Raw genomic sequence first — 15,439 nt, forward strand, 5'->3', positions numbered from 1 at the left:
CTCTAACGGGTGCTCGTGGCGTTTCTTAATTAGGACAAGCCTTCAGTAGACTCTCCGATTTCATCATCTGCTCCAGGATAGTCCCTTGTGATACCTTCGTGCAGCTCACGATTCTCATAAGCAAAACGGTTGGTAGGGCGTTGATCCTCTCGCCAAGGAGTGCTCTTCCCAAGGGACTCTGACAGCATACTCGTGCCATAGGGCCCTTCCGGGAATTCCTCGGGGATCATATCATTTCGCTGCGATTCTACCGTCTCGAGGTCTGTGTAGGCAGCGAGGCGGTCTTCTGAGAGGAAGCCTAATCCCTCAACTTGGTTGGTGTGTGATGTCTTCTTACGCATGGATAAGCCTCCTTGTCAGGTTATGCTCTTTCCAGTGTCCCCCGACAATCCCTTAAATATCCGTGAAATGGATAGAACCAATTATTTGAGATAGGAATTCAGTAAGCTCTTGCGCTTGTTCTTCATTGAGCTTAAACACATATTCAAGATAGCCTTCTTCGTTCAAATCGTCCGGTCCAATAACCGCACTGCGTCCCGATTGCAAATCGATGACCAGTTTCTTGCCATAATAACGGGTAGTGGTCATGATAGCAAGGTCAAAACGGTGTAAAGCATTGCCAACGAAACAGACAAAACGCGTTGTAGTCTCTTCTTGATGATCATATAAAAAGTCATAATCAGACATGAGGGCCCTCCATTCTCTTTCTAGTATGGGTCTATTATAACCGATAAGGGTCTTGTGGCAAAACGGTTCTTGCGCCTAACTGACAAACATGGTATGATTTGGATATTAGAAAGGGGAAGCACCTCTTCTGTCCTAACGGGCGGAAGAGGTGCTTTTTCGTTTTTCTGAACTCATTTCATATTAACGTCTGGAGGCATGGATAGGATGAACATTGTATTTCTGAACACGTTAGAGAAGAATTCGGGGGATGGGCAAGTGATTTCCGCGCAAGTTTCGATTGTCGAAGAACAAGGGATTTGGAGTGTGTATTGGAGCGAACCCGATTCGGTTGGCAAGCTTACGCAAGATGAGTGGTTTCAAGGCATAAGCTGGGATGAGATGTTATTTGCGTTCCGTCAAGGCTTACGTGAGAAAATTAGAAGCGGCTTCCGGCCGTTGGTACACACGGAATTGGATCTTACGCAAGGACTCTCAGGCAAGGCGAAAATGACGCAAATGCTAACTTATTACTGCGAAGAGAATCCGAATGAAGAGGTGTTCGAAGCACTGCGTGCATGGCGTCGTGAGCAGGCTGCTCGTGAGAAGAAGGCGCCTTATATCCTCGCAACGAACCGTGTCCTGCGGATGATTTCCGTATTCTTGCCACAATCCAAGGAAGAGCTTCAGCAAATTCCTGGGTTTGGTGAGCAGAAAACAGCACAGTATGCGGATCAATTGCTTAGCCGGATCGGAGAGTCCACACGCACGAACGGTTTTCCGTTGGATTGGGTCGCCAACTATGTAGATACGATGAAGTTTGAGGGGTGGCTCCTTGCTCAGAAAGAGCAGAAGCTGCGAATTGAGCTTGATCGTGAGATTAGTAAACGCAAGCTGTTAGAAATCGTGGCTGGCGGCGGAAATTTAGCTGATCTCCAGGCAAATTTGACGATGCCGCGGAGAGAATTGCTGTTATGGGTGGAAGATCTAGATCGTGAGGGCTACGATATGGATCCTCTCGTGGAAGCAGAACTTGCTTCGATTCCTGAGGAAGAGCAGATTAAAGCATGGAATGCGTATGAATCCGAGGGTGATCGTTATCTAAAGCCTGTTCTGAAGAGCCTCATCGGGACGGAAGAACTGAAGGGGAAAGAGCTTGACCGTGCCTATGAATGGCTGCGCCTGCTTCGGTTACGTTTTCGCAGAGAGAAGGAAAGAAATGTCATTCAAGCAGCTAGTTAATGCGCATTGACAAAGGCCTACGGGATATGATTAAATGGTCAATAATCTAATATCCGTCAAAGCGATGACGAACATGGGCGAAGCCCGAAGTAGGACATATGCCGCTGGAACAGAGAGTCGGTGGCAGGTGCAAACCGATGCAAGCATATTGTCCGAATTACAGTTCTGAGTTGGTGGAGGGAACATGCTCTATCGAGCATTAGTAGCTTGCACCCGGCAATTGATTTGCCGTTAATTTACTAAGTGAAAGAGAAGTGGCTTGCCAGTAGGCATGCTGCCAATCTCTTTAATTAGGGTGGTACCGCGAGACAACTTTCTCGTCCCTTTGTGGACGTTGAGGTTGTCTTTTTTGCTTTCTTTTTTAACTAATCGAATGGAGGGATTGTATGTTGTCGTGGGATAAGCTTACTTCGGAACAACAGCAACAAGTAGAGCATCAATTACGTATTCTCAAACGTGGAGCAGCGGAAATTGTGCCAGAAGAAGCGCTGAAAATAAAGATTATGAAGGCGGTTGTGACAGGTACACCGTTGAAAGTAAAATTAGGACTAGACCCTTCTGCGCCCGATATCCACATCGGACATACGGTGGTCCTGCATAAGCTTCGCCAATTCCAGGATTTGGGACATGAAGTGCAACTGATCATTGGTGATTTCACGGGGCGCATCGGTGATCCGACTGGGAAATCCGAGACACGTAAACAGCTTTCGAAAGAGGATGTGAAGCATAACGCGCATACGTACCAGACACAACTAGCCAAGGTACTGGATCTAAACAAAACCTCCTTTTACTATAACTCTACTTGGTTAGGTGAACTGCGCTTTGATGATGTGCTAAGACTTGCCGGTAAAGTGACGGTTGCTCGGATGCTGGAAAGAGACGACTTTGCCAAACGATATGCGACGAATCAAGCGATACATGTGCATGAGTTTTTCTACCCGCTTATGCAAGGCTATGACTCGGTTTCTTTAGAGAGTGATATCGAGCTAGGTGGAACCGATCAGACTTTCAATATCTTAATGGGGCGTACCCTTCAAGGTGCCTATGAGATGAAAGAGGGTCAGGTGGCGATTCTGATGCCGTTGCTTGAGGGATTGGATGGCGTGCAGAAGATGAGCAAAAGCCTGCGCAACTACATCGGCATCGATGAGCAGCCGAATGAGATGTTCGGTAAAACCATGTCTATCCCGGATACGCTCATGCTCAAATATTTTGAGTTAACGACGGCCTTGTCGAATATGGAAATCGAAGAGCTCCGTCAAGGACTTGAAGCGGGTACGATTCACCCAAGAGACGCCAAGATCAGGCTTGCGAAAGGCTATGTGGAGATGTACCACGGCGCTATAGCGGCTGAGGAGGCGGAGCAGCACTTTATTACCGTATTTCAAAAGCGTGCTCTACCTGATGAAATAGAGGAAGTAAGTCTAGATAGTGGCCATCTGGAAGAAGGAAGTTTGTCCATTATCAAGCTGTTAGTCAGCTTATCCTTGCAAGCGTCGAATGGGGAAGCCAGACGGAGTGTGGAGCAAGGGGCTGTGAAACTAAACGAGATGAAGATGATGGATATTCATGCCCAAATCAAGCCAGTGGATGGCGATATTCTGCAAGTCGGGAAACGGAAATTTGTTAAAATCAAGCTTGTGTGAGTTAGATACACAACATACGCAAAAGGTGACCTCTTCGCATTATGCTTGAAGTCACCTTGGTTTTAATAACTCATATGATCGGCTTATAGCCATTCTTTTTTACGGAAAAGCACATACATGGCAATGCCGAGTACACCCATAAAGGCTAGCACAAATTCATCCCCATGCTCAGCTAAGTGCAAGCCAAGTATATTATCGAAATTCATCCCGAACACGCCGGTTATGAAGGTTAAGGGCATGAAGATCGTTGTCAACGCGGTAAATACACGCATGATATCATTCGCACGGTTCGAAACGCTGGACTGATAAGCTTCTCGCAAGTTCCCCATGAGATCGCGGAGCGTATCAAACGTATCGACAATTTTGACGGCATTTTCATAAATGTCGCCGAAGTACTTTTGGAGCTGATGATCAATCAGTCTAAGCTCTTTTTTGCCAAGTGTCCCGATGACGTCACGTTGAGGCACGAGTACCTTTTTCAGCCATAAAATTTCAGAACGGAGACCGATAATCTCATTCAAATGCGACTTCTTCGTCGCCATCAGAATATCTTCTTCCAGCTTCTCAATCTTGGCTTCAATTCGGTCACCGACCGCCACATAGTTATCAACGACGAGATCGACCAGATGGTACAAGAAACGATCGGCACTATTGACTTCTTCCTCCCAAAGGAAGGGCTTGAGTGCCCGCAGCTCATTAATTTTTTGGCGAGTTACCGTAATGATGACATGTTTGCTAAGAAATAGATTAAGTGCACGTAAGAAAATTTCTTCATCGTCGAATCGAATGCTATTAATAACTATAAAATAATGAGAATCATAAAATTCAATCTTTGGACGCTGTTCTTCCTCACTAAGGCAATCTTCTACGGCCAAATCGTGCAAATGGAAAAGAGGCTGAAGTAATTCCAAATCCTCGATCCCCGCATCAATCCAATAGAAGCCCTGACTTGGCGGTGTTAGCGCAGCGGTTACATCTTCAACTAACGTAAAAATACCATTTTGAACCAACCGTGTTTTCATCGGCCCACCCCTTCGAATGGAATCAGCCGGTTAGTTCATCTAGAAGAGCAAGGCTCAGGATGATGGATTAACCGACTTCATTCCTACATTTTGAAATTGATTGCTCGCATTGCAGGTTCTACTCCTCGGTTCTCCGTCCAAGCGAATGCCCTCCTTTATTGTCCGTGTCGAATACTTGTCTAGTATACCCGTTCATATACCCTGTTTCAAGCCATAAAGTTGATGAAATAAGGGGAAATGTCGTTAATATAGTTTATGGAGAATTGGTAAAGTCGGTGCCAAAAAAATAAACCGCCAAACTTACTTGGCGGCATTTAAAATCTTATTTTTGACATCGGTGTACATTTGAATGATTTCGGGTCCGCCGCGACGCATCAAATCTTCTTCGCTTTCGGCTCCATAGACGAGGTGAAGTTGTGAGACAGCAATTCGGGCTTGCTCCTGTGTAGGTTTGTCGTTTTCAATTAAGGCAAAGTAACGATGTAAGGAAGCGAATGCAGAGAAGTTATCCGATGTTTGAGTTGACATTGTAGCCCTCATTTCATCAAAAATTCTTATTCGTTTAGAAACATCTTCTGAGTAAAGTTAATCCTTAGTAATAACCTCAAGTGCCTAAACTTAAACAGCCTGCCACAATACAAATTGTATCATTTCTAAGGTTGCTTGGCTACAAATACTAATTTCTTATGATCGCTGAAATGTACAAGATTAACCATCTTGACTTTCGTTAATTTTATAGTATGATAATCGTAATCGCATACGTTTTATTTTCTTATCAAGAGTAGGTGGAGGGACTAGCCCTATGACACCCGGCAACCGACAAACCTTTGTATAAAGGGGAGCACGGTGCTAATTCTTGCGGAAACGCTGTTTACAGCGAATCTGGGAGATAAGAGAAGGACATTGACTTTGATTTTTCATGGCCTTTCTCTGATTCCAGAGAGGGTCATTTTTGCGTTTATACATGTTTTAACTAACTCAAACTATAGAAGAGGAGTGAACAGGATGCCGATCAAGATTCCTGACAACCTGCCTGCCAAAGAAATTTTAAACCAAGAGAACATTTTTACCATGGACGAATCTGTCGCGTATCACCAGGATATACGTCCACTTCGCATTGCTTTGCTTAACTTAATGCCTACCAAAGAAACGACAGAGACGCAGCTGTTGCGCTTGATCGGGAACACGCCGCTGCAAGTAGAGTTCGTGTTGTTACATCCCAAAACGCACACTTCCAAAAATACGTCTCATGAACATTTAGATATGTTTTATAAAACGTTTGATGATATCAAAGATGATAAGTTAGATGGTATGATTATTACTGGTGCGCCTGTTGAACAAATGGATTTCGAAGATGTGAACTACTGGGAAGAGCTAACGCAGATTCTGGAATGGAGTAAGGAGAATGTCACGTCCACCCTGCATATATGCTGGGCGGCACAAGCAGGCTTGTATCACCATTTCGGAGTGCGCAAATATGGTCTGGAGAAGAAAACGTTTGGTGTATTCCCACATACGGTGAGTGTTCCGAACACGAAGTTGTTGCGTGGCTTTGACGAAGTATTCAATGTACCGCAATCACGGCACACCGATATTAATCGTGAAGATATCGAACGATGTCCAGATTTAGAGATCTTATCAGAGTCCGATGAGTCTGGTGTATATATCGTCGCAACGCGCGATGGCAAGCATATTTTCGTAACAGGACACTCGGAATATGATGCTTGTTCTTTGAAATGGGAGTATGACCGCGATGTGGCCAAAGGGCTGCCGATTGATATTCCGAACAACTATTACCCGAATAACGATCCGAGCAGACTGCCTTACAACACTTGGAGAGCACATGCGAATTTGCTGTTTTCGAACTGGCTGAATTATTATGTATATCAAGAGACACCTTTCGAATTGACGGTTAACATCAATGAAAGCTGGGCAAGTTCGCAACTATAATTACATCTAAATCGAACCCATACATCCTGAGGAGGAATTCCCCTTGTTGAAAATTGAAAGTCGTCTTGCTCAAATTGGCTCTATTGAAGAACCTGTTACAGGTGCTGTTAGCTTTCCAATTTATCAATCAACTGCGTTTCGCCATCCTAAGCTAGGGCAGAGCACTGGATTTGATTATGCGCGTACCAAGAGTCCAACGCGTAAAGTACTAGAAGAGGCTATTGCTCAGCTAGAATCCGGAGATGCAGGCTTTGCTTGTTCCTCAGGCATGGCGGCATTGCAAACGATTTTCGCCTATTTCAGCCAAGGAGATCATTTGATTGTTTCCTTAGATTTATATGGCGGTACGTATCGTCTATTGGAAAGAATTATGTCCCGTTTCGGTGTGACGGCTACTTATGTAGACACGAATGATTTGGATGCACTTGAAGGTGCGTATCAGTCCAACACGAAGGGTCTTGTTATTGAAACGCCAACGAACCCTTTGATGATGATCACGGATCTTGAACTGGTATGTACATGGGCCCGTAAAAAGAGCATCGTCTCCATCGTCGATAACACGCTGCTTACACCATATCTACAACGCCCGATTGAGCTTGGAGCCGATATTGTTATTCATAGTGCGACCAAATATTTGGGCGGACATAATGACGTGCTAGCGGGTCTGATTGTTACAAAAGGAAAAGAGCTTACGGAGCAAATGGCTATTCTCCATAACTCCATTGGTGCTGTGCTTGGACCGCAAGACAGCTGGCTTCTAATGAGAGGGATGAAAACTCTTGCACTGCGCATGGAGCGTCATGAACAGAATGCTACAGCGATTGCCCATTTCTTGCTCGAGCACGAGTTGATTTCAGATGTGTACTACCCGGCACTTGAATCACATCCTGGCTATGCCATTCAAAATAAACAATCCAGCGGCAACACAGGGATATTCTCATTCAAGGTGAGGGATGCTCGTTTAGTCGAACCGATTCTTCGTCATATTAAGCTAATTGCCTTCGCAGAAAGTTTAGGTGGGGTTGAATCCTTGATGACTTACCCAGCCGTACAAACACATGCGGACATTCCGCTTGAAATTAGAGAGCAAATTGGCGTCGATGATCGTCTGCTTCGCTTCTCTGTTGGCATTGAGCATATCGACGATTTGATCGCGGATTTGTCGAATGCGCTGAATGCCGCACAAGCTGAGTTGGAAGGAGCTTCACAATCATGAGCCATTCTCCTTCAGACAAAGAGAAACGCAAAGCACAGGGCAAATTTGCCACAAAATTGATCCACTTTGGCGCTGAAATTGATGAAGCGACAGGGGCATCCAGCGTGCCGTTGTATCAGGCTTCAACTTTTCATCAGGCGGATTTGGAAGCAAACCAAGAATACGACTACACACGCTCTGGGAACCCGACACGTCAGGCGTTGGAAGATTATATCGCTTTATTAGAAGGCGGAACGCGTGGCTTTGCGTTCGCTTCTGGGATGGCCGCAATCTCCTCTGCATTGATGTTGTTGTCGCAAGGCGATCATGTGATTTGTACAGAGGACGTGTACGGTGGTACCTATCGTCTACTGACTACGATCATGAACCGTATGGGCGTGGAGTCCACGTTTGTAGATATGACGAACATCGCAGAGGTCAGAGCGGCTTTACGTTCCAATACGAGAGCCGTATTCATCGAGACGCCTTCGAATCCAACGCTTCGCATTACGGATATTGGCGAGATTGCCGCTTTTGCGAAGGAGCATGACCTGCTGACGATGTTGGATAATACGTTCATGACACCGTATCATCAGCGCCCGATTGAGCTAGGCATCGATATCGTACTACACAGTGCGACGAAGTTCCTTGGCGGTCATAGTGATGTGCTAGCTGGGCTAGCAGTTGTAGCGAATGACAGCCTCGGTCGTCGCATGAAGCAAATTCAAAATGGCATGGGGAATGTGCTCGGCATTCAAGATTCATGGCTGCTCATTCGCGGAATGAAGACGTTGCAAGCGCGTATGGAAATGTCCGAGAAAGGCGCTCGCCGATTAGCGCAATGGTTGACCGAGCAGCCGGATATTGATGTTGTGTACTACCCAGGTCTTCCTAATCACCCAGGCAGAGAAATACATGAGAAGCAATCGCTTGGTTACGGAGCTGTCGTCTCATTCGATGTTGGCTCTGGCGAGAAAGCGAAGAAGTTGCTAAGCAAAGTTAAGATCCCACTCGTCGCTGTAAGTTTAGGTGCTGTAGAAAGTATCTTGTCCTATCCAGCGATGATGTCGCATGCGGCTATGCCGAAGGAAGTACGCTTGTTGCGTGGAATTACGGATGGTCTAGTGCGATACTCGGTGGGGCTAGAAGATATCGAAGATATTATCGAAGATCTAGAACAAGCATTACGCGGTTAAGCTAGTTAGGCTCTGTTCCGCGGTATTCAGAAATTATTCATATTTGCATAGGAATAACGACTGGAAAAAGCAGCCCCGTGCTGCTTTTTTGGCATGAGTATGGTACGATTAATGGATACGAGCCTTCAGAAAGTAAAGGAGTGAGTTGCAATGAAACCGATCGATCGCATTTTAAATAAAGCACAATCAGGCGGACGAATTGATGTAGAAGAATGTATCACGCTGTTCGAATCCGATCAAATAGAGAAAATTGGCGACACGGCTAATCAGATTATGAAAAAATGGCATCCTGATCCGATCACGACTTTCGTGATTGGGCGGAATATCAATTACACGAACATTTGTGATGTGTATTGTCGATTCTGTGCTTTCTACAGACCACCTGGTTCCAAGGAAGGTTATGTATTGCCGGATGAAACAATCTTCCAAAAGATTCAGGAGACCTTGGATGTGGATGGAACTGAGATCCTTATGCAAGGTGGTACGAATCCGAATCTGCCATTCAGTTACTATACGAATATTTTACGCGAAATTAAAAAGCGTTTCGATATCACGATGCACTCCTTTTCGCCTGCTGAAATTATGAAAATGAAAGATGTTTCTGACGGGCTATCGCTTCAGGAAATCGTTCGGCAATTGCATGAAGCGGGACTTGATTCCTTGCCAGGCGGCGGGGCAGAAATCCTGGATGACCGTACGCGTCGCAAGATTTCCAAGCTGAAAGGCTCTTGGCGCGATTGGATGGATGTCATGCAGACGGCGCACAAGCTTGGCATGCACACGACGGGTACGATGGTTATCGGCTTCGGCGAATCCATGGAAGAGCGCGCACTGCATATGCTGCGTATCCGCGATGCGCAAGATGATGTGTTGTTGCAGAAGCTCAACACGCCAGGCTTCCTAGCATTCATTCCGTGGACGTTCCAACCGGATAATACGAATATGAAGGCGGAGAAAGTTACGCCTGAGGAGTATTTAAAAACGTTGGCGATCAGCCGCATCATGCTGGACAACGTGCCGAACTTCCAATCCTCATGGGTCACGATGGGACCTGAGGTTGGTAAGCAGACGCTTAGCTACGGTTGTAATGACTTCGGCAGCACGATGATTGAAGAGAACGTCGTATCCGCGGCGGGTACCACGCACAAAGTAAACGTTAGCTCGACGTTGGACATTATCCGTCAAGCCGGCAAAATTCCTGCGCAGCGGAACACGAAGTATCAGATTCTGCGTGTGTTCGATGACGTGAATACGAAGATTGACCGTGATTTTGTGATGCAGAACTAGAACGATAACGATAACGATAACGACAACGCTTATCTATTATGAAATCCACTTGTTGGATTTGGATGGATAAGCGTTTTTTGTCGCTGAGAGGTCAACAACCTGAGATAGTCGAAAAATCCGACTATCTCGACCGAAACCGAGGTCAAACCCCTGAGATAGTCGATAAATTCGACTATCTCCAATGAAACCGAGGTCAAAAGCCCCGAGATAGTCGATAAATTCGACTATCTCCAGCGAAACCGAGGTCAACACCCTGAGATAGTCGATAATTCCGACTATCTCGAGTGGAATCATTACTGGTTCCACCTATCCTTACTCATTTTAAGGGAAAATTAAGCTTAGCTTCAGGTAACCGCGGGTCAATAAGCGTACAATGGGTGGACACCACAAATTCGAGATTGAAGATCGGAGTGATTTTTGTGAAATTGCTTAAAAGCTTTGTACAAGGATTTCTGTTTGCTTTCGTCTCCATTGGTGCTCTCCCATTCTTAATCGTGAAGGCCCTCCTGGAGCAGCTGTAACAAGCTATTTTATATTTGTGAGGAGCTTCCTAAGTGGCAGCTCCTTTTTCCATGCTCACAAAACGCTGCCCACTCGCGAAAAATCGTCATTGTTGCCTTCATACACGCTGCCCAGGAACACATGAAGCTCGTCATTGTTGCCTTCGTGCAGCTGCCCATGCACGCGAAAATCCCGTCATAGCCAGTCTTCAAACACGCTCCCCACGCACCCATAAACCCCGTCATTCCTGCCTCCATCCACGTTCCCGCAAATGGCAAATTGTTCGTTGTATATCTCCCTCGCATCGACCATATACTCTTAAGAGGAGGATGCATAGATGGAAGGAGTGAGCACATGGAACTGTTTGCAATTGCCTTAATGAATGTTGAGGAATCCTATGTACGTTCGCTAAGCGCACAGGTGAATCAAGCGCTGCAGCATTTACATATTGCCCAAAATGGGTTAACGGCTACTTACACTTGGAGTAAAACACGTGCTTTTATTTATGTGGAAGTGGAAGCGGGAAGTGTGATCCATGATCCGCATATTCATGAAATTCAAGTGCGAGCTTGCTTAGCTGAAGTACTGGCGAGCCACATTGTAGCGGACAAGGAATCCAGCATTTTGCGCAACTTGATCACCAAGGATTTTAAATATGAAAAGCAGTCAGACATCGAGTCTATCGAAGGTTATTGTAAGCAATCCTTGAACCAAGAGAGTGAATTAGAAGGATTACCGCTGATGAATAGCTCTCCAAGTCGGCTCCGTCGCATCGGGCTGCTCAAGGAGCAGATCAATTCATTGCTCGAGGAGAATCCGCAGATTAGCTTAGATGGTTTCCTCAAATTCCGAATTCAGGAGTATAGGGAAGAACTCAGGGAAATTGCCGAATATGCGATTGATGAGTTTATGATGGACCGCCAATATCAGGAATTTATATCGCTTCTACAATATTTCGTCTACATTCAAGAGGCCAAAATACCGGCAGCACATCTCATTCACAAAGGAGGCCATGAGTTCGTCATTCTTAATGATCGAATGGAACTTATCGATGCGAATGAGTTTGATGCTAGCTTTCGAATGGAGATGCTGGAGAAGGATATCAATTTTGAAGATATGATCGTGAGTACACTGATCACCGTCTCGCCGGCCAACATTTACATTCATACGAGGGATCCTGAACTTACCATCATCAAGACGATAGGGCAGATCTTTGAAGATCGTACTTCGGTGTGCAGTTATTGCCGCACATGCGACATTTATCTCGGAGATGCCAAGAAGCAGGATCAACTCTCCCCTTGACCTTGCTCCTCTTGCCATTTATAATAGTGATCGAAGGCGTTAGTATCAAAGACAAGAACTTTCTGTATGAACTGCTCAGAGAGAGGAGACCAGGCTGCAATCTCCTTCAGCGAATCGGATTGTTTACCCCTTTGTAGCCGTATTGTGGAATTCGACTTGACTTGCAGGGCGATACTATACAGTACCGGAATCATTCCCGTTAACGAATGCTGATGAGGATTCGACTTACTTCAGGGTAAGAGCGAATCGAACTAGGGTGGAACCACGAGCTGAGCGCACTCGTCCCTTTATGGGATGAAGTGTGCTTTTTTGCGTTCAATTCACTATTCACTTACACAATTAGGAGGCAGGGAAGATGGTTGTACAAGTAAAATTACCAGATGGCGCAGTGAGAGAGTATGCAGTGGGTACGACAATCGAGCAAGTAGCGGAATCCATTTCATCCGGTCTGAAGAAAAATGCTGTGGGTGGTAAAGTAAACGGGAAATCCGTGGATTTATCCTTCGCATTGAATGATGATGCTGATGTTGAAATCTTAACGCTGGATAGCGAAGCAGGTCTAGAAATGTACCGTCATAGCACAGCGCATTTGATGGCCCAAGCAATCAAGCGTATTTATGGCAATAAAGCAGTTAAGCTAGGAATCGGTCCTGTCATTGAGGATGGTTTCTATTATGATATCGATTTGGAAACACCTCTGAATCCTGAAGATTTGGTCAAAATCGAAAAAGAAATGGAACGCATCTCGAACGAAAACCTGGCGATTACACGCCGAGTGGTTTCCCGTGAGGAAGCAATCCGTATTTTCACAGAGCTGGAAGATCCGTTCAAACTAGAATTGATCCGTGATCTACCGGAAGATTCCGTCCTTACGATCTATGATCAAGGTGAGTTCTTCGACCTCTGCCGCGGACCGCATTTGCCATCAACAGGACGTATTAAAGCGTTCAAATTGTTGAGTGTTGCGGGTGCTTACTGGCGTGGAGACGCAAAAAATAAAATGCTGCAACGTATCTACGGAACTGCGTTCCCTAAGAAAGCGCAATTGGACGAGCATTTGCACTTACTTGAAGAAGCGAAGAAGCGTGACCACCGTAAACTTGGCCGTGAGCTCAAAATGTTCGCATTCTCACGTGAAGTTGGGCAAGGCTTACCGCTTTGGCTGCCGAATGGTGCGAAGCTTAGACGTACAATGGAACGCTATATCGTTGATTTGGAAGAGCGTCTAGGCTACCAACATGTGTATACGCCAGTGCTCGCGAACGTTGATTTATACAAAACTTCCGGACACTGGGATCACTACAGCGAAGATATGTTCCCGAAAATGGTCATGGACAATGAAGAGCTTGTTCTTCGTCCAATGAACTGTCCGCACCATATGATGGTGTATAAGAGTGATATGCGCAGCTACCGCGATCTTCCGGTTCGGATTGCTGAGCTTGGCACGATGCACCGCTACGAGATGTCAGGCGCTTTGACAGGCTTGCACCGCGTTCGTGCAATGACATTGAACGATGCTCACATCTTCTGCCGCTTGGATCAAATTAAAGAAGAGTTCTCTCGCGTTGTTACGTTGATCCGTCAAGTGTACGCGGACTTTGGTATCACAGACTATCGTTTCCGTCTGTCCTACCGCGATCCGAAGGATACAGAGAAGTACTTCCAGGATGATGAGATGTGGGAAACTTCCCAGCGTATGCTTCGTGAGGTTGTAGAAGAGCTTGGTTTGCCTTTCTTTGAGGCAGAAGGTGAAGCCGCATTCTATGGCCCTAAATTAGATGTTCAAATCAAGACAGCCCTGAAGAAGGAAGAAACTCTTTCGACTGCGCAAATCGATTTCTTGCTGCCTGAACGGTTCCAGCTTGAGTACACAGGGGAAGATGGTCAGAAGCACCGCCCTGTCGTAATCCATAGAGGGATCATTTCCACAATGGAACGTATGACAGCCTTCTTGCTGGAGAATTTCGCTGGCGCGTTGCCAACATGGCTCATGCCGACTCAAGCGAAAGTCATTCCGGTATCGCCTGCATTCGAAGAATTCTCCAATCAAGTGACAGACCGACTAAGAGAAGCGGGTATTCGTGTTGAAGCGGATAACCGGAATGAAAAGTTAGGTTACAAGATTAGAGAAGCTCAGTTAGAGAAAATTCCTTTCATGCTCGTCGTTGGAGAAAATGAAGTCAAGAATGACAGCTTGTCCATCCGCAAACGGGGTCAAGGCGATCTAGGAACACAGCCGATTGATCAAGTTATTAGTATGATTTTGGATGAAATTAAAAACAAACAATAATCCCATTTGCTCCTAGAAGAAGCAGAGAAGTGCTAGTCACTTCTCTGCTTTTTTGCGTTTTCCAAATTTTTTCAATGAGATGAAGTGGTTTAAAGATGTGAATAAGTGGTTAAAAGAAGGACATGTTATACAGTGAGTCTATATCTGGAGGTTTAGTGATGAAAGGAAATGGAAAACCTACAAGAGTAGGGGGAGGCTTAAAACGATGAAAATAACCGATACTTCGAAGCAATCCAAATGGATTTTGGCATGGATGGTGCTTACCGTTATGGTTGTGCTTTTCGGAGAAGAGGCCAGTAATCAAGGGAACTATAGGGCGGTAAACACCGATACCCATATACAAGAACAGCAGGTGACGCAAGCAAGCGCGGTGGTTACCGTTTCGATTGCACGCCCTGTTGCTCAGGAGCATCAACAACAGCAAGTAAGTTACCGCTATATTCCCAATTTGGATTCGGATTTATCGAAGTACACGTCAGTTGAAGTGACAGCGACCGGATATTCTGCGGGTAAAGAATCAACAGGAAAGAATCCAGACCATCCTACGTATGGCATCACATATTCAGGTATGAAGGTCATGCGCGATGATAAGGCGTTATCCACAATTGCAGCAGACACTAAGGTGTTCCCTCTAGGTACTGTACTGTTTATACCTGGTTACGGTTATGGGGTTGTTGCAGATACAGGAAGTGCAATCAAAGGCAAGAAAATTGATCTTTATTTCAACACGAAGGATCAAGTGTATAAGGAATGGGGTAAAAAGACGGTTAAGGTGTTTGTGGTGAAAAAAGGGAACGGCAAAGTTACCGAGGTTATTTGGAAACAGTTGAAGGATGAAATACTTGCTCCCGCCAAAGCGCTGTAATGGGCAATTTTGTTTATAAGAAAATTCATAAAAAATCCTGTTTGGGAAAAGATACTCATACAGGAGGTGATTGACATGGCAAAGAACAAGAACAACAAGAAAGCAGCGCAAGACGCGGAATTTGCTACTGAAGTAGCGGTACCGAATAAGCAACAACAAAACAACACACAAAACCAAAATAAATAACAAATAGCGTTGTTGAATAGACGGAGACCTGAGAGGGTCTCCGTTTTAATTCTTTTCAAGCCCTCCTATATTCGATATAATGTAACACAAACTA

The 15,439-nt window shown here is 45.4% G+C and carries 14 protein-coding genes, 1 riboswitch and 1 other annotated feature; of the genes, 9 read left to right on the forward strand and 5 right to left on the reverse strand.

Features of this window, described 5'->3' with window-relative positions:
- Positions 1-29 precede the first annotated feature (29 nt).
- Both AC58PV_RS31900 and AC58PV_RS31905 read right to left on the reverse strand, forming a co-directional pair.
- The gene (locus AC58PV_RS31900) at positions 30-341 is read right to left on the reverse strand and encodes a hypothetical protein (protein WP_497436989.1); all 312 of its coding nucleotides are present in this window, start codon (positions 339-341) and stop codon (positions 30-32) included.
- 52 nt (positions 342-393) lie between these two features.
- Positions 394-687 carry a DUF3055 domain-containing protein gene (locus tag AC58PV_RS31905; protein ID WP_497436991.1) on the reverse strand — a complete coding sequence of 98 codons (294 nt, stop codon included), beginning with the start codon at positions 685-687 and terminating at the stop codon, positions 394-396.
- Between the two features lie 204 nt (positions 688-891).
- Here AC58PV_RS31905 and AC58PV_RS31910 point away from each other — a divergent pair, with 204 nt between their 5' ends.
- Entirely contained in the window at positions 892-1,905 is a 1,014-nt protein-coding gene (locus tag AC58PV_RS31910) for an HRDC domain-containing protein (protein ID WP_497436992.1), read from the forward strand.
- 65 nt (positions 1,906-1,970) lie between these two features.
- Positions 1,971-2,233 (forward strand) — a binding site (T-box leader).
- A 61-nt stretch (positions 2,234-2,294) separates the two neighbouring features.
- Positions 2,295-3,551, forward strand: coding sequence for a tyrosine--tRNA ligase (tyrS, locus tag AC58PV_RS31915; RefSeq protein WP_497437031.1), 1,257 nt, complete (start codon positions 2,295-2,297; stop codon positions 3,549-3,551).
- Positions 3,552-3,634: 83 nt separating this feature from the next.
- Here the strand turns inward: tyrS and corA are convergent, their stop codons facing one another.
- Both corA and AC58PV_RS31925 read right to left on the reverse strand, forming a co-directional pair.
- A complete protein-coding gene (corA, locus tag AC58PV_RS31920; protein ID WP_497436994.1) occupies positions 3,635-4,573 on the reverse strand; it encodes a magnesium/cobalt transporter CorA in 939 nt (312 codons plus the stop codon).
- Positions 4,574-4,873: 300 nt separating this feature from the next.
- On the reverse strand, positions 4,874-5,101 hold the full coding sequence (locus AC58PV_RS31925; RefSeq protein WP_497436995.1) for a hypothetical protein: 228 nt from the start codon (positions 5,099-5,101) through the stop codon (positions 4,874-4,876).
- 241 nt (positions 5,102-5,342) lie between these two features.
- A riboswitch (SAM riboswitch) is annotated at positions 5,343-5,469 on the forward strand.
- Positions 5,470-5,578: 109 nt separating this feature from the next.
- On the opposite strand from AC58PV_RS31925, the gene metA reads away from it, so the two are divergent.
- From metA to mqnC, 4 genes are all read left to right on the forward strand, one after another.
- Positions 5,579-6,523 carry a homoserine O-acetyltransferase MetA gene (metA, locus tag AC58PV_RS31930; protein WP_497436997.1) on the forward strand — a complete coding sequence of 315 codons (945 nt, stop codon included), beginning with the start codon at positions 5,579-5,581 and terminating at the stop codon, positions 6,521-6,523.
- 46 nt (positions 6,524-6,569) lie between these two features.
- Positions 6,570-7,739: an aminotransferase class I/II-fold pyridoxal phosphate-dependent enzyme gene (locus tag AC58PV_RS31935; protein WP_497437032.1), complete on the forward strand. Its 1,170-nt coding sequence runs from the start codon at positions 6,570-6,572 to the stop codon at positions 7,737-7,739.
- Positions 7,736-8,914, forward strand: coding sequence for a trans-sulfuration enzyme family protein (locus AC58PV_RS31940; RefSeq protein ID WP_497436999.1), 1,179 nt, complete (start codon positions 7,736-7,738; stop codon positions 8,912-8,914). The genes AC58PV_RS31935 and AC58PV_RS31940 overlap by 4 nt, the downstream gene beginning before the upstream one ends.
- A 150-nt stretch (positions 8,915-9,064) precedes the next feature.
- Positions 9,065-10,201, forward strand: a complete 1,137-nt coding sequence (gene mqnC / locus AC58PV_RS31945; RefSeq protein ID WP_497437001.1) for a cyclic dehypoxanthinyl futalosine synthase — start codon at positions 9,065-9,067, stop codon at positions 10,199-10,201.
- A gap of 530 nt (positions 10,202-10,731) precedes the next feature.
- Here the strand turns inward: mqnC and AC58PV_RS31950 are convergent.
- Positions 10,732-11,007, reverse strand: coding sequence for a hypothetical protein (locus AC58PV_RS31950; RefSeq protein ID WP_497437003.1), 276 nt, complete (start codon positions 11,005-11,007; stop codon positions 10,732-10,734).
- A gap of 49 nt (positions 11,008-11,056) precedes the next feature.
- On the opposite strand from AC58PV_RS31950, the gene AC58PV_RS31955 reads away from it, so the two are divergent.
- The 3 genes from AC58PV_RS31955 (at position 11,057) to AC58PV_RS31965 (ending at position 15,159) form a co-directional block, all read left to right on the forward strand.
- A complete protein-coding gene (locus AC58PV_RS31955; RefSeq protein ID WP_497437006.1) occupies positions 11,057-12,004 on the forward strand; it encodes a putative sporulation protein YtxC in 948 nt (315 codons plus the stop codon).
- Positions 12,005-12,359: 355 nt separating this feature from the next.
- On the forward strand, positions 12,360-14,294 hold the full coding sequence (gene thrS, locus AC58PV_RS31960) for a threonine--tRNA ligase (RefSeq protein WP_497437008.1): 1,935 nt from the start codon (positions 12,360-12,362) through the stop codon (positions 14,292-14,294).
- Between the two features lie 205 nt (positions 14,295-14,499).
- Positions 14,500-15,159, forward strand: a complete 660-nt coding sequence (locus AC58PV_RS31965) for a 3D domain-containing protein (RefSeq protein WP_497437009.1) — start codon at positions 14,500-14,502, stop codon at positions 15,157-15,159.
- Positions 15,160-15,439: the final 280 nt, after the last annotated feature.

This window comes from Paenibacillus sp. J22FR83 (assembly GCF_059691955.1).